Origin of the sequence: Chlorogloeopsis fritschii PCC 6912, from assembly GCF_000317285.1 — a bacterium.
In the GTDB taxonomy this organism is placed as follows: domain Bacteria; phylum Cyanobacteriota; class Cyanobacteriia; order Cyanobacteriales; family Nostocaceae; genus Chlorogloeopsis; species Chlorogloeopsis fritschii.
Window position 1 is genome coordinate 132,708 of record NZ_AJLN01000063.1, and the last position, 22,137, is coordinate 154,844.

General features: G+C 40.0%; 22 protein-coding genes. 13 read left to right on the forward strand and 9 right to left on the reverse strand.

The annotated features are described in order from the left end of the window. Positions 1 to 166: 166 nt before the first annotated feature. The 5 genes from UYC_RS0110945 to UYC_RS0110965 all read left to right on the forward strand — a co-directional run bounded on the left by UYC_RS0110945 (position 167) and on the right by UYC_RS0110965 (position 5,641). Positions 167 to 1,633: an ATP-binding protein gene (locus UYC_RS0110945; RefSeq protein WP_016876887.1), complete on the forward strand. Its 1,467-nt coding sequence runs from the start codon at positions 167 to 169 to the stop codon at positions 1,631 to 1,633. Between the two features lie 35 nt (positions 1,634 to 1,668). Then, complete coding sequence (locus tag UYC_RS0110950) at positions 1,669 to 2,445, forward strand: nucleotidyltransferase domain-containing protein (protein ID WP_016876886.1); 777 nt, start codon at positions 1,669 to 1,671, stop codon at positions 2,443 to 2,445. A 296-nt stretch (positions 2,446 to 2,741) separates the two neighbouring features. Continuing rightward, the gene (lpdA, locus tag UYC_RS0110955; RefSeq protein WP_016876885.1) at positions 2,742 to 4,172 is read left to right on the forward strand and encodes a dihydrolipoyl dehydrogenase; all 1,431 of its coding nucleotides are present in this window, start codon (positions 2,742 to 2,744) and stop codon (positions 4,170 to 4,172) included. A 216-nt stretch (positions 4,173 to 4,388) separates the two neighbouring features. Beyond that, complete coding sequence (gene trpC, locus UYC_RS0110960; RefSeq protein ID WP_016876884.1) at positions 4,389 to 5,300, forward strand: indole-3-glycerol phosphate synthase TrpC; 912 nt, start codon at positions 4,389 to 4,391, stop codon at positions 5,298 to 5,300. An 89-nt stretch (positions 5,301 to 5,389) separates the two neighbouring features. Then, a complete protein-coding gene (locus UYC_RS0110965; protein ID WP_016876883.1) occupies positions 5,390 to 5,641 on the forward strand; it encodes a DUF5340 domain-containing protein in 252 nt (83 codons plus the stop codon). Positions 5,642 to 6,352: 711 nt separating this feature from the next. On the opposite strand, the gene UYC_RS0110970 is transcribed toward UYC_RS0110965, so the two are convergent. Further along, complete coding sequence (locus UYC_RS0110970; protein ID WP_235083019.1) at positions 6,353 to 7,261, reverse strand: DUF1996 domain-containing protein; 909 nt, start codon at positions 7,259 to 7,261, stop codon at positions 6,353 to 6,355. 2,158 nt (positions 7,262 to 9,419) lie between these two features. Here UYC_RS0110970 and UYC_RS0110980 point away from each other — a divergent pair. Next, positions 9,420 to 9,650 (forward strand): hypothetical protein, encoded by a 231-nt coding sequence (locus UYC_RS0110980; RefSeq protein ID WP_016876880.1) that lies wholly within the window; start codon positions 9,420 to 9,422, stop codon positions 9,648 to 9,650. Positions 9,651 to 9,912: 262 nt separating this feature from the next. Here the strand turns inward: UYC_RS0110980 and UYC_RS0110985 are convergent, their stop codons facing one another. From UYC_RS0110985 to nblR, 3 genes are all read right to left on the reverse strand, one after another. Continuing rightward, entirely contained in the window at positions 9,913 to 10,107 is a 195-nt protein-coding gene (locus tag UYC_RS0110985) for a DUF2949 domain-containing protein (protein WP_026087619.1), read from the reverse strand. A gap of 500 nt (positions 10,108 to 10,607) precedes the next feature. Continuing rightward, complete coding sequence (locus UYC_RS0110990; RefSeq protein WP_016879514.1) at positions 10,608 to 11,168, reverse strand: DUF192 domain-containing protein; 561 nt, start codon at positions 11,166 to 11,168, stop codon at positions 10,608 to 10,610. A 188-nt stretch (positions 11,169 to 11,356) separates the two neighbouring features. Further along, positions 11,357 to 12,043 carry a response regulator transcription factor NblR gene (gene nblR / locus UYC_RS0110995; RefSeq protein ID WP_016876877.1) on the reverse strand — a complete coding sequence of 229 codons (687 nt, stop codon included), beginning with the start codon at positions 12,041 to 12,043 and terminating at the stop codon, positions 11,357 to 11,359. A gap of 4 nt (positions 12,044 to 12,047) precedes the next feature. Between nblR and UYC_RS38895 the strand changes: the two genes are divergently transcribed. Next, entirely contained in the window at positions 12,048 to 12,209 is a 162-nt protein-coding gene (locus tag UYC_RS38895) for a hypothetical protein (protein WP_016876876.1), read from the forward strand. A 238-nt stretch (positions 12,210 to 12,447) separates the two neighbouring features. Here the strand turns inward: UYC_RS38895 and UYC_RS0111005 are convergent, their stop codons facing one another. The 3 genes from UYC_RS0111005 to petM all read right to left on the reverse strand — a co-directional run bounded on the left by UYC_RS0111005 (position 12,448) and on the right by petM (position 14,757). After that, on the reverse strand, positions 12,448 to 13,365 hold the full coding sequence (locus tag UYC_RS0111005; RefSeq protein ID WP_016876875.1) for an NAD(+) kinase: 918 nt from the start codon (positions 13,363 to 13,365) through the stop codon (positions 12,448 to 12,450). 147 nt (positions 13,366 to 13,512) lie between these two features. Next, positions 13,513 to 14,502 carry an SDR family oxidoreductase gene (locus UYC_RS0111010; protein WP_016876874.1) on the reverse strand — a complete coding sequence of 330 codons (990 nt, stop codon included), beginning with the start codon at positions 14,500 to 14,502 and terminating at the stop codon, positions 13,513 to 13,515. Between the two features lie 150 nt (positions 14,503 to 14,652). Continuing rightward, positions 14,653 to 14,757, reverse strand: coding sequence for a cytochrome b6-f complex subunit PetM (gene petM, locus UYC_RS0111015; RefSeq protein ID WP_016876873.1), 105 nt, complete (start codon positions 14,755 to 14,757; stop codon positions 14,653 to 14,655). A gap of 279 nt (positions 14,758 to 15,036) precedes the next feature. Between petM and pdxA the strand changes: the two genes are divergently transcribed. Continuing rightward, entirely contained in the window at positions 15,037 to 16,119 is a 1,083-nt protein-coding gene (gene pdxA, locus UYC_RS0111020) for a 4-hydroxythreonine-4-phosphate dehydrogenase PdxA (protein ID WP_016876872.1), read from the forward strand. Between the two features lie 427 nt (positions 16,120 to 16,546). Continuing rightward, positions 16,547 to 17,014, forward strand: coding sequence for a rhodanese-like domain-containing protein (locus UYC_RS0111025; RefSeq protein WP_016876871.1), 468 nt, complete (start codon positions 16,547 to 16,549; stop codon positions 17,012 to 17,014). 81 nt (positions 17,015 to 17,095) lie between these two features. Here the strand turns inward: UYC_RS0111025 and UYC_RS0111030 are convergent, their stop codons facing one another. Further along, complete coding sequence (locus tag UYC_RS0111030; RefSeq protein WP_016876870.1) at positions 17,096 to 17,725, reverse strand: ribonuclease H-like domain-containing protein; 630 nt, start codon at positions 17,723 to 17,725, stop codon at positions 17,096 to 17,098. Between the two features lie 135 nt (positions 17,726 to 17,860). Between UYC_RS0111030 and UYC_RS39900 the strand changes: the two genes are divergently transcribed. Continuing rightward, on the forward strand, positions 17,861 to 17,983 hold the full coding sequence (locus tag UYC_RS39900) for a hypothetical protein (RefSeq protein WP_268744013.1): 123 nt from the start codon (positions 17,861 to 17,863) through the stop codon (positions 17,981 to 17,983). 88 nt (positions 17,984 to 18,071) lie between these two features. On the opposite strand, the gene UYC_RS0111035 is transcribed toward UYC_RS39900, so the two are convergent. Then, entirely contained in the window at positions 18,072 to 18,617 is a 546-nt protein-coding gene (locus tag UYC_RS0111035; RefSeq protein WP_016876869.1) for a CAP domain-containing protein, read from the reverse strand. Positions 18,618 to 19,011: 394 nt separating this feature from the next. Between UYC_RS0111035 and UYC_RS0111045 the strand changes: the two genes are divergently transcribed. The 3 genes from UYC_RS0111045 to moeB all read left to right on the forward strand — a co-directional run bounded on the left by UYC_RS0111045 (position 19,012) and on the right by moeB (position 21,848). Then, the gene (locus tag UYC_RS0111045; RefSeq protein WP_016876868.1) at positions 19,012 to 19,761 is read left to right on the forward strand and encodes a carbonic anhydrase; all 750 of its coding nucleotides are present in this window, start codon (positions 19,012 to 19,014) and stop codon (positions 19,759 to 19,761) included. A gap of 372 nt (positions 19,762 to 20,133) precedes the next feature. Beyond that, a complete protein-coding gene (locus UYC_RS0111050; RefSeq protein WP_016876867.1) occupies positions 20,134 to 20,592 on the forward strand; it encodes a M67 family metallopeptidase in 459 nt (152 codons plus the stop codon). Between the two features lie 83 nt (positions 20,593 to 20,675). Next, the gene (moeB, locus tag UYC_RS0111055) at positions 20,676 to 21,848 is read left to right on the forward strand and encodes a molybdopterin-synthase adenylyltransferase MoeB (RefSeq protein WP_016876866.1); all 1,173 of its coding nucleotides are present in this window, start codon (positions 20,676 to 20,678) and stop codon (positions 21,846 to 21,848) included. Positions 21,849 to 22,137 lie beyond the last annotated feature (289 nt).

Consider the following 22,137-nt stretch of genomic DNA (forward strand, 5'->3'; position numbering starts at 1 on the left):
AATTTTTACTTCCAAATCTTTAATTAATAAAATTTCAAGATTAAGAAAAAATTATTAAGAAATTCCTCGGATTTAAAATCTGTATTTATCAGATATGGTTGTAATGATTTTATTATTCTTTGATTCACAAAGATATAAATAGTTGTTTTCAACCAAAATAGTAAATATGACAGGGAATATATTCAATCATGTTAAACTTCTAAATTCTAACTTCCAAACTGAACAGAGATATGGTTACTCATACTGCCCTCTAAATGGAAAAGTTACAGAACAAAAACTAAGTTTAAATTCTGTTTTACACGAGTTAACTGGCTGGGAAGTTTACATAGAATTTAATAGTCCAGTTGAAGAATTATTTAAATTATTTGAACAAGAAAATTTACTACCAGGAATTCTCTTAGTTCAAAATCAGCATTACGTAGGAATGATTTCACGGCAGAAATTTTATGAGTATATGAGCCGACCGTATAGTTTGGGATTATTTTCTCATAAACCTATTGAAAAACTTTACAATTGGCTACAACCAGAAAGTCTTGTACTCTCTGAAAATACAACGATTGTAGAAGCGACTCAGATTGCACTACAACGCTCCTTTGAACTTGTCTATGAGCCGATTGTAGTGGCAGTAGAATCGGGGCAAAATCGACTCATTGATTTTCACCAGTTACTTCTAGCTCATTCTCAAATTCATGTCTTAACACTTGCTCAATTACAGCAGGCCACAGAACAATCTCACATCGCCACAACAAATTTACGTCTACTTCAGGACAATCACACACAATTGGTACAAAATGAAAAAATGGTTGCCTTGGGAAAACTTGTTGCTGGTATTGCCCACGAAATTAATAACCCCATTAACTTTGTAGCTGGTAATTTAGATTATGCCACTTCTTACATTCAAGATTTACTTGTACTTATCAACCTTTACCAAAAGCACTATCCCCAACCAAAAATAGAAATTCAAAATTTAATTGATAAAATTGATTTAGACTTTTTAACTACAGATTTACCCAAAATTTTGATTTCCATGAAGGCAGGCAGTCAACGTATTGAAGAAATTGTTTGCTCTTTGCGAAATTTTTCTCGTTTAGATGAAGCCCAGAAAAAAGAAGTTAATATTCATGAAGGTATTGATAGTACTTTATTAATTCTACAACATCGCCTCAAAAAAAACCTTAATCGTGAGAGTATCACTGTTATCAAAGAATATGGAAATATCCCTTTGATTGATTGTTATGCTGGGCAGCTAAATCAAGTTTTTATGAATATTTTGAGTAATGCTATTGATGCCCTAGAAGAAAAATTGGAACAAAGGTACTCAAAGCCAAGTAAAGAACAAATTCAAGATCCTAATGTTAGTTTGCCTGATTTGACGCTCCGCATCTCCACCGAAATTTTGAATACTGATTATGTGGAAATAAGGATTGCAGACAATGGTCTAGGTATCACAGAAGACATTAGACAGCGAATATTCGATCCTTTTTTTACGACCAAGCCTGTTGGGCAAGGAACTGGATTAGGACTATCCATTAGCTATCAAATAGTTGTAGAAAAACATAGTGGTATTTTAGAATGTGTCTCTACTCCTGGGAAAGGAACTGAGTTTATTATCAAAATTCCAGTTAGCATTTGAAATTATAAGTGACTCTGTTTTTTTTAGATTTCACCATGAGAGACAAAATTTTACAAGTTCTTATTAGGGAATTACAGTCACAAGATTTTGTTCTAGCATTCTGGCAAGGTGGTTCGGCTGCACACGGATATACAGATGAGTGGTCTGATATTGATATCGAGGTGATTGTTGAAGACAATTATGTTGAAGAAACCTTCCAAATTGTTGAAGCAGCTTTGCAAACCATTTCAGAAATTAGCTTGAAGTATAGAGTACCTGAACCTACATGGCACGGTCATTCGCAATGTTTTTACCAATTAGCTGGAGTTAGTCCTTTTTTGGTTATAGATTTTGCTGTCATGAAGCGCAGTAGCCGCAATGATTTTTTAGATGTAGAACGACATGGTAATCCAGTAATTGCTTTTGATAAAGCTAATCTTGTTGTGCCAACTCATTTAGATACAACAGAGCATTTTGCAAAAATGAAAGAGAGATTTGTCTCTTTAAAAACGACTTTTAATTTTAGACAATTATTTGTTCAAAAAGAGATTTTGCGCGGACATTTTGCGGAAGCTGTGGCTAAGTACCACAATTACACCCTCAATCCTTTAATAGAACTTTTGGGAATGTTGTATCGACCATATCGATATGACTTTATGCTTCTTAAATATTTTAACCGAGATTTTCCGCCAGAAGTTGTAGCGCGTGTAGATGCGCTCTATTCAATAAGAGATTTAAATGAATTAGCAAAAAAACATCAATTAGCAGAGGAAATGTTTGTAGAAACTTTGTCGCATTTGGAAGAGACGTTTCAAAATCAGCGTAGGTATTAGAATTGAATGCAATACTCCTGATATTAGGCGTATTAGCAGCACTCTAAGCAAATTTTCAATTATCTAGTACTCATGGCAAATACAGAATCTACACTTCATGAGCTAATTAAAAGTAGGAGGTATCAAGCATAACAGTAATTGAGCACAGGGAGCTATAACCCTTATGGGCATTATATTTTAACCCCTGGTAGCTTAAATAATAAATTTGATTTAGCAACATCCTACAATTAAGGGGACTTGCACTGATTGCTTGGTCAGTTAAGAATAAATAGGGCAAAGCACGCGGGGAAACAAACGTGAGTCAAGGATTTGATTACGATTTAGTTATTATCGGCGCTGGAGTGGGCGGACACGGAGCTGCCTTGCACGCCGTTAGCTGCGGTTTAAAGACAGCTATTGTTGAAGCAGCGGATATGGGAGGAACCTGCGTTAACCGAGGCTGCATTCCGTCTAAGGCTTTGCTGGCAGCTTCAGGACGTGTGCGGGAGTTAAAAGATGCTCACCATCTCAAGGCGCTAGGAATTCAACTGGGCGGCGTACAGTTTGATCGTCAGGTGATCGCCGAGCACGCCAACAATCTTGTCGCTAAAATTCAAGGAGACTTAACCAACAGCCTCAAACGTCTCGGAGTTGATATCATCCGGGGTTGGGGCAAAATCGCAGGCGTACAAAAGGTTGCAGTTGTAACCGATAGCGGCGAGAAAACTATTACTGCTAAAGATATTATTCTTGCCCCCGGTTCCGTTCCTTTTGTTCCTCCCGGCATTGAAGTAGACGGCAAAACAGTTTTTACTAGCGACCAAGGCGTAAAGTTGGAATGGTTGCCAGATTGGGTAGCAATCATTGGCAGTGGTTACATTGGCTTAGAATTTTCTGATGTTTACTCGGCATTGGGCTGCGAAATCACTATGATCGAAGCCCTAGATCAATTAATGCCGGGATTTGATCGCGATATTGCCAAACTTGCCGAACGGGTGCTAATTACCCCCCGCGATATTGAAACTTATGTGGGAATTTATGCTAGGAAAGTAATTCCTGGTTCGCCGGTGGTGATAGAATTAGCCGACTTCAAAACCAAAGAATATGTGGACACATTAGAAGTTGATGCTTGCTTGGTAGCCACAGGGCGCATACCTGCTACTCAAAACCTCGGTTTAGAATCCGTCGGTGTGGAACTCGATCGCCGCAATTTTATTCCAGTTAATGATAGTATGGCCGTTTTGAGTGCGGGTGAACCAGTGCCACATTTGTGGGCAATAGGTGATTCTACTGGCAAGATGATGTTAGCACACGCTGCCTCAGCCCAAGGAATCGTCGCTGTAGAAAATATCTGTGGCAGGTACAAAGAAGTAGACTATCACAGTATTCCCGCAGCAGCGTTTACTCATCCGGAAATTAGTTACGTGGGCATAACAGAAGCACAAGCGAAGGAAAAAGGAACCACTGAAGGATTTGAAGTTGGAGTCGCAAAAAGTTACTTCAAAGGTAATTCCAAAGCTCTAGCAGAAGGCGAAGCTGACGGTATGGCTAAAGTTATTTATCGCAAGGATACGGGCGAAGTTCTGGGAGTTCATATTATAGGTATACACGCCTCAGACTTAATTCACGAAGCCTCAGCCGCGATCGCCAATCGCCAGTCCGTTCATAAGCTTGCTCATCTAGTTCATGCCCACCCAACACTTTCAGAAGTGCTGGATGAAGCCTATAAACGGGCAGTTGCTAGTTAGGGATTGGGGATTGGGAAGAGGACACGGGGACAAAGGGACGCGGGGACACGAAGAATCTTGATTCACGTTATTGCTCCTTGTCTCCCCACGCCAGTCGCCTCAAGTCGGGGAACCCGCCCACGGCGCTGGCTCCTCTCCCCCTCCCCCTCCTCTTCAAGCGCCCCTAATTCCTAGCCCTAGCCCCCAGTCTCTAATCCCTAGCCCCTAATTCCTAATATGCAAATTCGTCGCCGCCCACCCAATCCATCTGTTGCCGTTTCTTATTTGAGATATCAAGTTGCTGTGCCTGATGCTGAACCAAGAAATATTTTGGAGAAAATTGTCTGGCAGAAGGAAGAAGAAGTTGAGCAAATGCGGGAAAAGCAGCCTTTACAAGAACTGCAAAAACAAGCCCTCACCGCACCCCCAACCCGTGATTTTGTGGCAGCACTGCGACAAGGAAAGACAAAACCGGCATTGATTGCTGAAGTCAAAAAAGCTTCACCAAGTAAAGGTGTTTTACGACAAGATTTCGATCCAGTAGCGATCGCCCTTCAATACCAACAAGGTGGTGCTAGTTGTATTTCGGTGCTGACGGATGAAAAGTTTTTTAGTGGCAGTTTCGATAATCTCACCAACATCCGTGCTGCTGTAGATTTACCGTTGTTGTGCAAGGAATTTATCATCTATCCTTATCAAATGTACTTGGCACGGGTTCGAGGTGCTGATGCGCTACTGTTAATAGCAGCGATTCTTAGCGATCGAGATTTACAATATTTTGTCAAAATTGCCAATGCCTTAAAAATGGCAGCCTTGATTGAAGTTCATACCCTGGAAGAACTTGACCGCGTATTAGCCATAGATGGCGTATCTTTAGTAGGTATTAATAATCGCAACCTCGAAAATTTCTCTGTTGATTTGCAAACAACTTGCCAACTTTTAACAGCAAGAGGTAAACAATTGCAGGAACGGAATATTTTAGTTGTAAGTGAGTCAGGAATACATACCCCAGATGACCTAGATGTGGTAGAAAAAGTCGGTGCATCTGCGGTACTGATCGGTGAGTCTTTAGTAAAATCACCAGATCCAAAATTGGCGATCGCTAATCTCTTTGCCAAATCTTCACCAATAAGCAGATCTGGGCTTTAACTAGTTACCTGGTGCTTGTGTAACAATTTATTTATTAATAAACAAGCCCAGATTTCAAAACCTAAAATATATAATTCCCCATCAATTTCATGGAGCAAATTCCTCTACCTTCTCCTATTCATTACGAACTCATACTGCAACTTTTGGAAAGACAAACAATGTTAGCAGTCAGTAAAAATCCGGATTTACGACATCAAGTTAATCAGCTAATTATTACCCTCCGGAAAGCTGCTGTTCAGCAAAAGCACTTGGAGGAAATTTGCCAAGGCTCATCTGTACCTATAGATCATCGCTGGTCGCTCAATCATCTTAATGCCGGGCAGGTAGCCTCCCCGGATTAGTATAGTTGCATCTGCTGAATAGAAAAGGCAGCAGAAATGGTACTTAGGAATAGCAGAGCATGATCCACAAAACAGCATTGCTATTGATTGAAACTATCATACTCACTGGTTGGGCGATCGCACTTAGCAGTAATGAATAACTCTGCGATCGCCTGATTATTTTTGATTCTTTGTATGCCAAAGAAATGCTGCCCTCATTAATATGCAGCGAATCCCCACCATAGTTATTGGACTATGGCTAAATAACTCTATTCAGTTGCCACCTAAATTTTCTCTCTGCATCTCCTAAGTTGGGCAAGGATTTCATTCACCCATTCTCATCTAGATTTAATTTCCTTATTTCTCCTGTATTCCGTGTATTGCCATTCTATCCTCCCTTGCGCCGCACCATATGCTAAGAATGCGGGAAGCCGATTCTACTCTCTAAGAAGAGCTATGTCCTACAAGGATATCTTCTCATCCCAATCTTGTATCTCAGAATAAGTGACACTTTGTCAGATCAATAAGTCATTCCATTCAAGTTGGAACCTGAAGATACAGATGATAGATAGCCTTCCTTGATAACTGACATAGCTGAATCAAGCAATTCATGTATTTGTCAGCAGGATATAGGTAAAGGAAAATCTTGGAGAAATTTAGCAGATTGCAGGGATGTTAAACTTGATAGCCTGAATTCTGAAAATACCTATTGTGCAAGCGTTATAGACTCATCTAGTAAAGCTCGCGTCCATCTCCGAGCAAGTTTGAATGACAATCAATTCCTTTTTTGACACAGTTATTTGTCCAAGCGTCCTTGATTTCGGTATCCCAGCCGTCAAACCAGTCTCCGTGGATTGAATAGCCACCAGGTTGATCGGTGCCATAAGAATCAGAAGAAAGTCTCCATCCAGAAACATCACCATCTGAGGGAACAGGATAGAGAACTTTCATCGTAATGTTGGGTATCGCGACTGAATGCGTTGATGGACAAGCCCCATTCACAGGGAAGACAACATGACTCTTATGATCGGATGAATCAAGATTGACACCATCCCAACATTGTGGAAAGTCAATATTCATAACTACAAAGTCACCTACGTCACATTTCTGAATGGAACCAGACTTACCTACATATCGATTCCAACATCCCCAATACAAAATATCAGTATTCTGAGAACTTGTTGCTTGAGCATTTCCTACCACCATTTTTAGCCCATCAGGAATTTCATTAATCTGAGAGGCTGCAATCCCAAAATACCCTGACTTGTAATAGAAGTGGCTCTCTGCAGGTTTTATCGCTTGACCTTGCTTATCAAATAATGTTGGTACCCAGTAGGCAGTACGATTAGCAGAACCTCCTCGACATGTGGAGTTACCACTGCTTCTTAAACTGTCATAGCTAGAAAAAGCATCAGCTTGAGTATTTCCAAAATAGGTGTGGGAGTGTGACTTGCCAGATTGCCCAGGGAAAATAATCGCATCGTCGTTGTTCATGTGAGAAAAATCGCACAAAGTACGAAATGCACCAACACCATCACTCGCTGTCACAGTCTGTTCACTACTTGAGCGCACGCGAAAATCGCTCGATCCAGAAGAAGCTAATAACTGACTTGATTCAAAAAAACCTAATAGAAGTACCAAAGTCAAGCTCAATGCAAATTTCAGCGCAAATTTGTAAAGGGGCTGTCTTGATTTTTTAGCAACGCTTACCTTTGTCGAATTTATGTCTAAATTCATCACAATAATTTCTCCCTTGGAGTAACGTCAGATGTCAGCTACCTTTGGTAACTGAACATAGATAGCTGAAGGAAAAATCCAGCATTTTCAATTTGTGTGGGTAAAGGAAGACTTTGATTGACTGACTTACACACTTCAAAATAAAAGCAAGCGCTTGTCAGTTAAGCCTTTTGAGATACTTGCAGACAGAACAATAAACCTCTGATTTATGGTGCTTCTTGCTTCCTTGCAATGCAGTCGCAACCCCACCCCAATGAAAGACTTAGAATCAAGCTTTCATCCCTGCGTGCAGGATGGAGTCAAAGTGCCATGCATGGCTAACGAGAACTGCTATGGATAGCAGCTCGCCATAAAAGTACCAAGCAACTTTTAAGCCATTTGATCCTGTAGATTCACAGCGCTTTTCAAATGATTAGACAACCAATCTTAGGGTGGGCATTACCGTCAAAGTCTATGTAGTAAACATTTAAGAGATTGGTGAGGAATGCCTACCTTAAAGAAAAACCGCTGTAAGACACTACGCCTTTGAAATCTGTGCGGCTATATTTTGGCAGCACAGTCTATTGGCATTTGCTGCCATAGGTAGAGAATCGTTATTAGTGAGTTCTTGGTTTGTAAGTTCAAGAATCTGTTGTAGAAATGTCGTGTTGTTTAATGCCATCCATGCGTCCTCATAAAGGTTTGCTCGCATAAACTCAGCAGAGATAACAATAGGGATAACAATTATGCAAACTTGAAGATGGCTAAGTGAAGGTTGTAAAAGCTTATTGGGAAAAAGCTTTATTCAGAAAAAAAGCGATTTTGCTTTAGCTGTGGCACTTAAATCGAGTTCGTATGGTTTAAAAGGAATGATGATGTAAGTATATAAGTACCTCGGCGATGTCTCTACCCTTTGGTATGTTGTTAGTTAGAGACTTTTGCTTGGGGAAGTTTGGACTTTTAGAACTATTACTCATCTATCCTTAACTCGTCAGATTTACAAAGACGTTCTACAAAATATCCCACATCCCGATTGCAGAATGGGAACTTTCTAGGAAGCAGAACGATAAATCGTAGGGGAATTTTACTAAATTTCAATTCCCATACATTAAGAGCGGTTTGCTACTTTGCTTCATCACAATCAAGCAAAGATAAACAAGTATCTTTATGAAAAAAATAGATACTTGCGAAATCTAGGGATTCGGATGCAAACCTGTATACGTGCGCACCGTCACGTAATTTGCTTCTAACGAGTATATCAGCTTAAGCATTTTTTTGTATGTAAAAAATATGAAATAAACCTTCTCATATAAGTATTAGTTAAAATATTACTTTTAATACGTATTTAGGTCATATGAGATAAAAGTCATAAAATGTTTTATTTAAGCAAAAAAATATTATATTGTCTTAAAAAGGCGTAAATCTCAGTCAATCTCTTTAAATATTCTATTTATGTAGAATATTTGATTTGTACAAAACTAAAATCAGAATCACCAAATAATTATAGTATTATTTAATACACATAATTGATAAAAAAATTAACAATATTACAGAGGTAAAATTTTTATTTCATTGCAGAGGATTTAATCGAAAAGGGCAAATAAGAAAAAGATAAGAAAGACATAAACAAAGTTTTAGTAATATTAAATACAATATTATTAGTAAATGTTACATATGCGATTAATCAAATGAATAAACAAAATATTTACTAAAATCGCCAATAATCATTAAAAAATCAATATTTGCAATTATTATGAGTTTTGATATCTATATCAGTATTACTTGCAAAATAAAATTAATGTAATTTTAGTTACTCAAATAATTACCATTGTCTAAAAAAATAATTTGACTTTATAGAAAATTGGTCTACAATACTTTTCATCAGTATTTGGATGTAAAGTTATTGGCTAAGTCTGGTCAAATCAGGATGAAAAAACTAACAAAGCTTGTTCAGAAAAATTCCTGATGAAACTCAAAACCCATATTCAAAACGACTGAAAAGCTCGTAGGCACTTTGGATACTCTTACAGCATGAGATATCCGATTCCTGCCCAAAAGAAAACAAACGTGGTGGTGAGGACTTATGACGACACAAAACTTACAAGTTGTTAGCAAAATACTTCAGCTAAAGGAGTTACTATCTTCGTTGCATCATGACAAATTTTTGCCGCAGATATTACAGGTCAAACTGATGAACGAAGTAGTTACACAACGTTTCTTGCAAATCAGCAAAACAAGAAGCAGTGATATAGAGCTTAAAAGTGCTCACTCTACAGAATTTATAATCAAGCAACTGGTGTTCAGACTCTCATAAGCGATCGCAACTTCTTTAGCTCCATGGTACCTTTGGAATTGAGTCAATCTGAACTTAAGTTGGAATATTTCACTCTCGGAGCAAGTGTAGGGACAGTGTAAAACTAAAAAAGCGGGTTAATTCATTAACCCACCTTTTTAATTGCTTGCTTTTAAAAGAGTAGAGGTAAAGATTGCAATAACCAATATCTTTCTCTAGCAGTCTTGGTAGAAGACAGAGTAGATCCCACATATTCCACTTCTCCTAAAACAGGTATTCATACCTATGCCGCCGTCTCTAGCCAATCATATATTTGTTCTAATTGTTCTAAAGTAATTAGACCATACTGCCAAAGAATCATTGGCAAAGGGCCAGGATCTTGCTGGCTATGGCGAAGAGCTACGTCTATGGAGGCTGCAGAAATTGCCAAATCCTCTTGTAAAAAACGAATTAATTGAGAGTAGTTAGATGGTAACACTTGTAATTCACCTCCTGTGGATTGTATTGTCTTGTTTTCAGCCACCTTTGTTAACTAACCTGTAGCCAGTACTTCATCTGTCACTGAATAGGCACGTGGTTTGTGTATCGGCTATTCTGGGACAGAATAAGTATGGAAAGTACTTATTCTAGCGCTATTTTTATACTTTTATGTTTAAATATCAAGCAGATGATTTGGTTAAATTGGATTATTCCTTTTTACTTCAATTGTTTAGTTAAATACACCTGCAGTGAGAAGGATTCCATTGCTTTATAATCTCTTATTGGCCAATCTTTACACGTATGCCAAACGATAGATTTTAGTTTCCAATTACTAAAACACTTGTGTAACTTTATAAACATCAATACTTCGGCTGACCTGGTATTGTATTAAATATAATCCTCAGTAATAGAGTTGTTACTAATATAATTGCTAAATTTTGAGTAAAATTCTTCAAAAGTTAGCTTTGATACTAGATAAATCCACTAAATAAAAATTTCTTATTTCCGTAAATTGCCGGAAGTTAAAAAATCAATTTTTATACGATCGCCTTCTTTCAATCCCAATTCTGCCGCTCTACCAGAACGTAATTCAATTACTTGGTCGATTTGTGTTCTCGGCCCGTAAGTAGGGCAAGGATCGGCAGTACACGGAGGTACAGCAGGGATGATCTTTTGGATCTTTCCTTGACGTAGGAAAACCATATCTAGAGAAACGGGTACATTTTTCATCCAAAAACTGACTGGTTGTGGTGAAGAAAACTTAAATAACATTCCCCGATTCTTAGGCAAAGCTGGGCGATACATTAAGCCCATCGCTTGCTGTGCGGGTGTTTGTGCCACTTCTAAGTCAATTTTGATACCGTTGGGAACAGTAGCACGGGCAGAAATAGGTAGTTGTTGACCAGCGGAGTTAGTCAACTGCGGTAATGGTTCAAACTTCAATGGTGTTGAGGTGGGAGAACTAGGTGCAGTAATAGGAGGTTTCGCTGGTGTGGGAGCAGAACAGCCTATCAACATTACACCTAGTAATATTGAAAGTAAACTTTGCCAAAGAATCATAATTTAGTTAGTGGTTAGTCGTTGGTCATTTGTTAGTAGTTAGGGGTTAGTGGTTAGTAGTTAGTAGTTAGTGGTTAGTAGGTAGGAATTAATTTTTACTTGTTAACCCCTATCCCCTGTCCCCTGTTCCCTGTCACCTGTCCCCTTGTCCTCTTGTCCCCACCTCCCCGTGTCTCCCCTTACCAATTCTAGGATTCTCTTAACACGTAACCTACGCCCCGAACTGTTTGAATAAGGCGTTTTTGACCTTCATCTTCTATTTTTAAGCGTAAATATCGAATGTATACTTCTATTACATTCGATTCACCCATAAAATCGTAGCCCCACACATTTTCCAAAATTTGTTCGCGGGTTAAGACTTCACGGGGGTGTTCCATTAGATACTTAAGCAGTTCAAATTCTTTCATTGTTAAATCAATTGCCCGTTCGTTGTGGATAGCGCGACGGGTTGCAAGATCTAGAACTAATTCTCCAAATCGTAACTGCTCTGTGGTATCGATGTCGGGTTTTAAGTAAAGGCGAATTAAGTTTAAAAAGTTTTCTGAGCGGTATGGCTTGAGAAAGTAATCATCAGCTCCTGCTTCTAAACAAGCTACACGGTCATCTACTGTATCACGTGCCATAAGGACTAATACAGGCGATCGCATACCGACATTTCTAAGATTTTTACACAGCGAGAGTCCTGATTCTCCTGTTAACATCCGGTCAATCACAACTAAAGCTGGTTGGCGATCGCGCCCTTGCTGTAATCCGCTCATCCCATCATGAGCTACAAGAGCTTCATAACCAGCTTCTTTCAAATCAAAAGCAATTTGGTTGGCTAGGTTTTCGTCGCCTTCAATCACTAAAACACAAGGGCTATGAGCAAGTGTCATATCATTGCTGAAATTTGAATTTTTGGATGTGGAAGGACACTGGTTAAAGGTGGCTTTTGCCGCAACCCAGTATCTTGCAATTGTACAAAAATATTTTATGGATAAGTATTTATATCAGTTAGAAGAGTTATTGTGGATTTTTGTTGAAGTATATATCGCTTTCTAGAATTTTCTACAACATTGAGCTATCAACTTCAGCAATATAAACTTCAGTTACAGTAAATTTAATATTTAGTTAAGATTTTAGTTGAGCTTTTAGCTTTTTGCCTTAAACGGGCGGGAGGGAATAGGGTAGCGCTTTCATCGGAGGTTTCCTCCGCATATAAAAGCGCGTTTTAGGGATGACATTTCTCCCGACACCCCACACCCAAGGGAGCGTAGTGAAGATAATTTCCTTTCGATAGTTATGGTAATTCTACCGATGTTGGCTTGGCAATGTGTGGTAAGCCCCAACCTAATTTTTCCCGCAAAACTTTAAAGAATTCGGGCGGTTGGAGGCGAATAAATTTGGTGGTGTATTGCGATCGCTCTATGCGTACTCGATCCTCTGGCAAAACATAACACCCGCCATTACCATCTACTACCATCACCAACCGAGGAGTATTGACTGGGTAAATATTAACTGGTTCTGTATCAGGAAAAACTAAAGCCCTGGAAGCTAGTGAATGGGGGCAAATAGGAATTAATTGTAATGCTGGTACACCAGGAGTGACAACCGGGCCGCCAGCACTTAACGAATAAGCAGTAGAACCAGTAGGGGTAGAAATAATCACACCATCTGCGGCAATATCAACAGGAGCATGACGTCCCACTGCAATTTCAAAATGGCACATAGAGGTCAATGGTTCTCGATGCAGCACCATTTCATTTAAGCAGAGGGCTTCCCAAATTGCGGAATCTTCCCGGAACACTTTGACAGCCAGCATTGCCCGTTCTTCAATTTCGTACTTGCCTGCTAGTAGCTGCTCTACAGCTTGGGGCAGTTGGTTTAAGTAAGTTTCTGTCAAAAACCCCATGTGACCTGTATTCACCGTGAGTATGGGAATGCCACAGGGAGCAACCAGACGAGCTGCTGCCAAAACTGTCCCATCTCCTCCTAGCACCACCGCAAACTTTGTTTGGGAATCAAAACCGGGTGGTGTTAAACCTTCAATGGGCGTATGGCATACGGGACTTTCTGGGGTAGAGTAACCCAAAATACCACCGACACCAGTTGTTATGCATACATCCCAACCGGCGGCAGTGAACCTGTTTTTCAATTCGATAGCAACGCGACCTGCTATCGGTTTAACGTCGTTGTAGATAATGCCTGCTTTCGGCACGCTCAAATTTCCAATATGATCGGTGCTGCTCTTTATTATGTTAATCCTTGCACATTTTTGACAATTTAGTCATTAGTCTTTTGTCATTTGTTATTTGTTATTTGTCCTTTGCTCATGACTGTTGTACAGAGGCGATATATCGCGTCTCTACTGACTATTGACTTTTTTAAACGGAGTTCTTTTTTCCTTTTTCTTTTTCTTTTTATTTTTTTCGTAATCTAATTCCCTGAGCTTCTTCATAATCCGGTTGAAGTACTCTTGCAGATAGCTTTCTAAGGTTGTGGTATCTTTTGGGTCTAATCCAAAAACTTGGTACACTTCATCCATCGGCGCATTTAGAGGTCTGCCACTTGCCAGTACTTCTGTAAATGCCAGTCTATCTGCTACATTCCATCCCCACTGGAAAAATCGCATCATCCGGCGTATAGTACGTAGTAAATTGATAGGCATCCGTGTCACTCTGGCTTCTTTCCCAGATAGGCGTTCGCATAGGCTAATAATTTCCTCTGCGCTCCAAGCACGAGTACCAACTACCGGAAAAGTTTGCTTTTCTGTTTCTGGTATGCTCAAAGCACGAATCGCGAATTTGGCAATGTCTTGAGTGTCCATGTAGGCAATGGGTGAAGACTCTCCCGTCACCCAAACAGGTTGTCCCTCCAAAATTGGGATACCATACTGACCAATTAAGCCTTGCATGAAACCAGCTAACTGTAATATGGTGTAATTCAAGCCAGACTCTGCCAAAAATAGCTCAGTACACCGCTTGATTTCCATCAATGGAACTTCTGGATACTTATCGGCATTTAGTATAGAGAAGAAGATAAAACGCTCTACACCTGCGGCTAAAGATGCTTGTATCAAAGATACCTTGCCATCCCAATCTACTTGTTTAATACTCAGTGAATCAGTAGGACGAGATGTTGCCGCGTCGATAACAGCGGTTACACCTTCGAGTGCCGCTTGCAGTGTCTGGGGGTAGCACAAATCTCCCGGTACAACTTCCGCACCCCATTCTTTTAGAAATGCGGCTTTTTTAGGACTCCGGACTAGACAACGTACTTTATACCCCTCATCAATGGCACGACGAGCCACTTGTCTTCCCAAGGTGCCTGTAGCACCGACGATTAGTAGTGTCATGAGGGTTGTTTACAAAATTTAAAGTTTTATGAATCAAATTTTAACAGAATCGTATGAACAAACAAAATTTTACATTTTTAATTTCAGATACGAAGGATAACGAGAGACAATGTAGAGTCTCTCGTTCTCAAAAGGCTTGTAAGCAAAAAATTACTCTTCTGCGCCTTGAATTTTCAGTAACAATACACCTAAACCCCAGCCTACAAAGATTAAGCCGAAGGACAACAGAGCTGCATTGAACATTTCGCCGCCCATTGCTGTAATACTCCTTTGCGAATTGTTTAATTAAGTTAAGTCTACCAGAGCCTTTTAGAATAGCTATAAGATTAGACCAGTGTGAACTATTGTGACAAATTTAGGGAAGGGGGAAAACTGTAACCTATAACCTACTTTAACAATTGGTTTATATAGGACTCCTATTTGATTTTTGAAAAAAAACTCAGTACACTTTATGTTCTTTCTTTTGTGTCCCCTATTCCCTGTCCACTGTCCCTTGTCTCTACGAGTGATTCAGTAATCAAATCAGATTGCTATATGTCTCAATTCAATAAAAATAATGATATATCGCTATCAACTCATCGTCCTCGTCTAGCGCTCACTATGGGAGATCCGGCTGGAATTGGGCCAGAAGTAATTTTGAAAGCTTTAGCTAGCCCAGAATTGAGCAAAAATTTTGATGTCACAGTTGTGGGTAACCGTGATTTATTATCAGAAATTTATACCAAAGTTCTTGTGAATGGGAATTTGGTGCCTTTAGCAAATCCAGAAAGTTTGTCAATCATTGATGTTCCTCTAGAAGAACAACTTAAAAGTGAAATTGCGATCGGGGTGGGTAATGCAGCAAGTGGTGCAGCGAGCTTTACTTATATGGAATGGGCGATCGCTCGCACAAACTCAGGTGAATTTGATGCAATTGTTACCGCTCCGATTGCCAAATCCGCTTGGAAAGCAGCGGGGTACGATTATCCAGGACAAACAGAACTTTTAGCCGAAAAGTCGGGCACGCAAAGATTTGGGATGTTATTTGTCGCGCGATCGCCCCACACTAATTGGACGCTACGGTGTTTACTTGTCACCACACATATTCCTTTATGTCAAGTACCAAAAGTTCTAACAGCAGAATTAATGACACAGAAACTCGATTTGTTGGTGGATTGCTTGGAGAAAGATTTTGGTATTGAGAATGGAAGGATAGCGATCGCTGGTTTAAATCCCCACAGTGGCGAACAAGGACAACTGGGAACAGAAGAACAAAATTGGTTAATTCCCTGGCTGGAGCAAGAACGTCAAAAACGCCCAAATTGGCAGCTAGATGGGCTAATTCCCCCAGATACAATGTGGGTTAAACCTGGTAGAGCTTGGTATGGTGGAGATGATTCAGTCAAAGCTGCCGATGCTTACCTGGCACTTTACCACGACCAAGGCTTAATTCCGGTGAAGTTAATGGCATTTGACCGAGCAGTTAATACTACCATTGGTCTTCCTTTTATTCGTACTTCTCCGGATCACGGTACAGCATTTGATATTGCGGGTAAGGGAATAGCTGATGCTACTAGTATGAAAGCAGCGATCGAGTTAGCAGCAGAGTTGGCAAGTGTGAAACTGGGAAAGTATTAGCAAGTGCAGATTTGATTAGCTATTTAAGTATCTAGATATCCGAGTCTCTGCATAGATAAAGCGCTCACACTGGCTAGCCTTCATCGTTCCTCAGAGCGACGTATCGTATATTGCACTCTGCCCTGTTTACTCCCCCAACTTAGTACTCAGTATTCAACCTTTAGCAAGATGGTAAAAAATTTACACAAAACTTAATACATATATTTTTAATTAAGCAACTCTACCATTAGACATAAATCTATCAGCTTCACTCCCAGGAAAGAGAAATTTCAGGAGTTTAGTTGGGTACATTTTTGTCAGTCAATATAATTCTGCAAAAGTGGTTGGCGAATAGAGGTCAAAACACGATAGAAAAATAGCGCCTCTTTGATTTTGTTGACATTCTAAGGCTTTTGCAAGCTGTTAATTCAATGAGCGAGGAATATTCATGGATAACATCAAAGATAACAAATTAGTAGAAAATATTATTCCCTCACAACCACCTATCGAGCAACAATCTGATGCGCACGTACTGAAGTCTCGCCTAGAATGGGGCGAGCCTGCTTTTACGATTCTTGATGTGCGCGATCGCAATACATATAACGAAGGTCATATCATGGGCGCAATGGCGATGCCATTAGATCAATTGGTAGAGCGAGCTACACCATCTTTAGCAAAAAGTCGTGACATCTACGTTTACGGTGCTACTGATGAAGAGACTGCCCAAGCCGCACAACAATTGAGAAGCGCTGGTTTTGAACACGTATCTGAACTCAGAGGCGGTTTACCAGCATGGAAGGCAATTGGTGGCCCTACTGAAGGTATTATCGAATCACAAACTCCTCCCGGTGCTGGCGACTATAATGTTGTTTCTAGAGTTAAAGAACACATAGAAACCCAACAAAAAGACGTATAGATTTTTAGTCATTGGTCATTAGTCATTAGTCATTAGTAAAAAACATTCGTACTATAGACTATTGACTATTGACTTTTTTATTCAGTGTTCAAACAAATCCTTGAATTGTAATAAATCCAAGGAAACTATAGTTGGCAAACACCGAAAGCATTCTTGAGCTAATTCCCAGCGCTCTTCTCGCTTGAGCATTTTTATCAATTTTTCTCGTACTTTTAGTAGGTAGCGTACATCGTTAGCAGCATAACTTAGTTGGGCTTCGGTTAGGTTAGCTGCGTTTCCCCAGTCAGAACTTTGAGCGCTTTTGTCCAATTCTACTTGTTCTAACTCTAGTACCACGTCTTTAAGTCCGTGGCGTTGAGTGTAGGTACGTGCTAATTTACTAGCAATCTTGCTACAAAATACGGGATTGACTTGAATCCCAAGATGATAGCGTAAAGCAGCAAGGTCGAAACGTGCAAAGTGAAATACTTTTAGGACATTTGCTGCTTCTAATAGCTTTTTTAAATTTGGAGCTTCTGTTTGTCCTCTAGTAATACGGATAGCAGTTACTTGCCCTTCACCGTTACACAGTTGTACTAAACACAAGCGATCGCGCTGCGGTATTAATCCCATTGTCTCTGTATCGACAGCGATCGCATCAGCTTCTAAATACTCGGATAGGGTAGCTTCGCTAAGATCGCGATCGTAAACCTGAAAATTTTGTAATTCCATGAATTGCTACAAAATAAATGCAGTGTTTAGTAGAAAAAGTTCCACAAAACACCTCTTTATTTTGCAAAAAATTTAGTAGTTAAGTCATCAGGCACAAATAAACATAACACGTAATTTTTTAGTGAAGTAGGTTTAATGAAATTTCTGTATTTTGACCTTACAGATACTACATCTAAACCTACCCATAAGTATTTAGCGGTTGGTTGTTTACCACTAACTTCTGTACGGGCGGGTTTGGTTGATTATATGAACGGTTAAAACCGACAATTGATCTTCTAAACCCACCCCTACTACCCACTAACCTCCTGTATGAAAAACACGTTTATTTATGCTGATGAACTTGAGACTATCTGTTGCTCAGGAAAATTTGCGTTAAATAAACTTCCCCTTTGCTATTGACAGCCACACCAATCCCAGTGAGATTGTAATTGCCTTTGATATTGACTAAGTGATCGGGACTGTGGAGCCAGCCATGAATAGCTTCAGCCGCAGGATCGTTATATCCTTGGTTGAAAGCGACATTTTCCGCTGCACTTTTGTAGCGAATGCGCGTAGCACTGACTCGTCGTTCAAATCCCTGATGGCTAAATGGAACTTTACCGTTAGCCATATTTAGACTGTGAATCCTTGCCTGTCTGGTAACGTTTGCACTCAGAGTCAGTTTTGGCAAACCCCTGGCAGCCCGATATCGATTTATACGGGCAAACACTGATTTTTCTAAATCAGCTGTATTAAAAGTTATAGATGATGTGGCCTGACCTGATGAAAGCGACACCGCCTGATGTGCAAACCGTTTCTTGGTAGAAGTGTGACCTGGTGCATAGGTGGTTGTGAATCCACTGGCAAGGACAAGCATACTTAAAGCTATGCCAAAAGCAGATTGTCGAATCATGGACAATTACGTAAATATATTTGGGCTGGAAGATGCGCACCTAGATACTTATTTCTTGATATACCCGTATATTTTCAGTATTCAAGAGATTTGCAAATTTTTCTCTATCCCGATTTTGGCGTTAATAACTGGTAATTACAATCCTCTCTCTGTAAAGTAATTCCAAATAAAAAATGAAATATTCAAGAAGTTTAAAATATACGGTATTTTGTTTAGGTAGCGTTACTTAGTAGATTTTACTTAGATTAATACATATCAGCCTCATTCCAAAGGAATAAAAATTAAATAACTCTTAAATCGTCTCAAAGCTTACTCTAGTTATTTTCTAAAGTTGATATCTTCCTGCAAGTGTGAAAGCTTTGGAGAGCAAAATTCAACTTACCAAGTGAGATTGATGAGCCGAATTAATGGATTTATTGGACGTCGTCATTTGTTTAACCTCGCAGGAATGGGAAGTCTTGGTATTGTGGCTAGTATGGCTGGTTGCAGCGTGTCAGGGAATGCCAAGAATGCGATCGCTTCTCAAGCTGCCCTAGCCGATGCTGTAGTCACCAAACGCAAACCAGTCAGTCCAGATGAAGCTCTAAAACTATTGCTGCAAGGAAATCAGCGATTTGTTCAGCAAAAGCGTAAATATCCCGACCAATCTCTAGAACGGATACGATTAGTTGCTCAAGCTCAATATCCTTTTGCTGCCATACTTGGTTGTGCAGATTCCAGAGTTCCTGCCGAAATAGTTTTTGATCGAGGGCTTGGAGATTTATTTGTCGTGCGAATAGCTGGAAATGTAGCCTCTGAGTCAGCAATTGGCAGTTTAGAATACGCTACAAATGTTTTGGGTTCTCAGGTAATCGTGGTTTTAGGTCATAAAAGATGTGGTGCAGTAGCTACCGCCCTTCAAGACCAGCCAATTTCTGGCAGAATGGGCTTGATTGTTGAGAATATTAAACCAGCTGTAGAGAAAATAAAATCTACTACAGACAATTTACAGGTTGATGCGGTAGTAGCGAATATCAAATATCAAGCTCAAAGACTACAGGATAATTCAACTATATTGGCTAAACTTATTCGTCAAAATAAACTAAAAATTGTTAGTGCCCTTTATGACTTGGATACTGGCGCAGTGTCGATTATAAAGACGTAATTTATGCATTTTGATGTTGAATAATGTTGTAATTTATTAGTTGTTAATTTTTGATTATTAATAACCAAAAATTAACTGCTATTTTTTACAATTGGATAGTGCTTGGCTATTAAAATATTCATACTACTAGTAATAAATAATACAAGACTTGCTTATTAAAGAAGGGGTATCAGGAAGAAGAGGACACGGGGAGGAAGAGATGGGCAAGAGGGGGAAGATGGAGAAGAATTTACTCTTACACTTCCTCCTCTTCAAGCGTCCCTAGCCCCTAGTCCCCACTCTCCAATCAGAGTGTATGGTGGTGGACTGATAAAACGAGACCTGTGAATGATATAACTAGCTATTAGCTATTAGCCATTAGCTGTTAGCGGCATGATTAAACTTAGAGAAGAAGACTGGCAAATTATCCGCAGCCACGCTGAGAAAACCTACCCAGAAGAGTGCTGCGGTATTATCTTTGGCGATCGCAACAATTGTGGCAAAACTGTGGTAGAAGTTATGCCCACAGAAAACGTTTGGGGGACAGAAGCAGCGGCAGATTTCCTAGATGAAGAAATAGTTCACGGAAGGAGGCAAAGGTACGCGATCGCACCTCAAGTCATGTTACAAGCACAAAAGCAAGCACGGGTACACTCTCTCGATATAATTGGTATCTATCACTCCCATACCGACCATCCAGCGATTCCCTCAGAATTTGACCGAGAGTACGCTTGGCAAGAATACTCGTATATCATAGTTTCTGTACAAAAAGGCAAAGCTAGTGAAATGAAAAGTTGGTGTCTGGATGATAACCACCAGTTCCAACAAGAAGAATTAAAAATTAAAAGTTAAAAATGCAAAATTTTTACTAGGATTTCCCACTGACTCTCAATTTTCGATAGTATAAAAAGTCCGCGCTTCCTCATCAAACTACCATGCTAAATCCAAATCTGGACGAAATCCAGTTAACAAAAGATGATTACGAACGCTACTCCCGCCACCTGATTTTGCCAGAAGTCGGCGTGGAAGGGCAAAAGCGCCTCAAAGCCGCCAGTGTATTGTGTATCGGTACGGGTGGACTCGGTTCGCCGTTACTTTTGTATTTAGCGGCGGCGGGTATCGGACGCATCGGTATTGTTGATTTCGATATTGTCGATGCTTCCAATCTGCAACGCCAAGTGATTCACGGTACTTCTTGGGTAGGAAAGCCCAAGATTGAATCAGCAAAAAATCGCATTTTGGAGATTAACCCCTATTGTCAGGTTGATCTGTACGAAACTCGCCTTTCCTCTGAAAACGCCCTTGATATTATCAGACCTTATGATATTGTCGTGGACGGAACCGATAATTTCCCTACCCGGTATCTCGTTAATGATGCTTGCGTGTTGTTGAACAAACCCAATGTCTATGGTTCTATTTTCAGATTTGAAGGGCAAGCTACAGTATTTAACTATGAGGGCGGGCCAAATTATCGTGACTTATACCCCGAACCCCCACCACCAGGGATGGTTCCCTCTTGTGCAGAAGGTGGAGTACTAGGTGTTTTGTGCGGTATTATCGGTACAATCCAAGCAACGGAAACGGTAAAAATCATCCTTGGTAAAGGTACAACCTTAAGCGGACGGCTGTTGCTTTACAATGCTCTAGAAATGACGTTCCGCGAATTGAAGTTGCGTCCTAATCCGATCCGCCCGGTGATTGAAAAATTGATAGATTATGAGCAATTTTGCGGTATTCCCCAAGCGAAAGCAGAGGAAGAAAAACAGCAGATGGAAATTCTTGAAATGACAGTACAGGAATTAAAGCAGTTGTTGGACAGCAACGCTGATGATTTCGTACTGTTAGATGTGCGCAATCCGCATGAATATGAAATTGCTAAAATTCCCGGTTCGGTATTGGTGCCATTACCAGATATTGAAAATGGTGAAGGTGTTACCAAAGTCAAGGAAATTCTCAACGGACATCGTTTGGTTGTCCACTGTAAATCGGGGATGCGCTCTGCCAAAGCTTTAGGAATCCTCAAGCAAGCGGGAATTGACGGTACAAATGTCAAGGGTGGAATTCTTGCCTGGAGTAAAGAAATCGACCCGTCAGTACCGCAGTATTAATATAAAAAACCAAAACCAAAAATATTATGCAAGACACGAAGAAATCTTCGTGTTTTTTGCGTTAGCGGGTTGTTTGCTAAGGTAGTAGCGCTATCTGAACAGAAGTTGACTGCCAATATCATAGACTTCTTGCAGCGATCGCGATCTAGTTTAATTACAACCACGGATGGACACAGATGAACACAGATTTTATCTGGGTTTATCGGTGTCCATCTGTGGTCGATTTGTTTGAAAATAGAATGAGTGCAAAAGGTTTAATGCACTATTTTAGCTTTGACACGCCACTAGT

Bases quoted from the DNA above. Each gene is read 5' to 3' on its own strand.
- UYC_RS0110945 (WP_016876887.1), top strand. From the start codon at position 167: ATGACAGGGAATATATTCAATCATGTTAAACTTCTAAATTCTAACTTC.
- UYC_RS0110950 (WP_016876886.1), top strand. From the start codon at position 1,669: ATGAGAGACAAAATTTTACAAGTTCTTATTAGGGAATTACAGTCACAA.
- trpC (WP_016876884.1), top strand. From the start codon at position 4,389: ATGCAAATTCGTCGCCGCCCACCCAATCCATCTGTTGCCGTTTCTTAT.
- UYC_RS0110965 (WP_016876883.1), top strand. From the start codon at position 5,390: ATGGAGCAAATTCCTCTACCTTCTCCTATTCATTACGAACTCATACTG.
- UYC_RS0110980 (WP_016876880.1), top strand. From the start codon at position 9,420: ATGACGACACAAAACTTACAAGTTGTTAGCAAAATACTTCAGCTAAAG.
- UYC_RS0110990 (WP_016879514.1), bottom strand. From the start codon at position 11,168: ATGATTCTTTGGCAAAGTTTACTTTCAATATTACTAGGTGTAATGTTG.
- nblR (WP_016876877.1), bottom strand. From the start codon at position 12,043: ATGACACTTGCTCATAGCCCTTGTGTTTTAGTGATTGAAGGCGACGAA.
- UYC_RS0111010 (WP_016876874.1), bottom strand. From the start codon at position 14,502: ATGACACTACTAATCGTCGGTGCTACAGGCACCTTGGGAAGACAAGTG.
- petM (WP_016876873.1), bottom strand. From the start codon at position 14,757: ATGGGCGGCGAAATGTTCAATGCAGCTCTGTTGTCCTTCGGCTTAATC.
- pdxA (WP_016876872.1), top strand. From the start codon at position 15,037: ATGTCTCAATTCAATAAAAATAATGATATATCGCTATCAACTCATCGT.
- UYC_RS0111025 (WP_016876871.1), top strand. From the start codon at position 16,547: ATGGATAACATCAAAGATAACAAATTAGTAGAAAATATTATTCCCTCA.
- UYC_RS0111030 (WP_016876870.1), bottom strand. From the start codon at position 17,725: ATGGAATTACAAAATTTTCAGGTTTACGATCGCGATCTTAGCGAAGCT.
- UYC_RS39900 (WP_268744013.1), top strand. From the start codon at position 17,861: ATGAAATTTCTGTATTTTGACCTTACAGATACTACATCTAAACCTACC.
- UYC_RS0111035 (WP_016876869.1), bottom strand. From the start codon at position 18,617: ATGATTCGACAATCTGCTTTTGGCATAGCTTTAAGTATGCTTGTCCTT.
- UYC_RS0111045 (WP_016876868.1), top strand. From the start codon at position 19,012: ATGAGCCGAATTAATGGATTTATTGGACGTCGTCATTTGTTTAACCTC.
- UYC_RS0111050 (WP_016876867.1), top strand. From the start codon at position 20,134: ATGATTAAACTTAGAGAAGAAGACTGGCAAATTATCCGCAGCCACGCT.
- moeB (WP_016876866.1), top strand. From the start codon at position 20,676: ATGCTAAATCCAAATCTGGACGAAATCCAGTTAACAAAAGATGATTAC.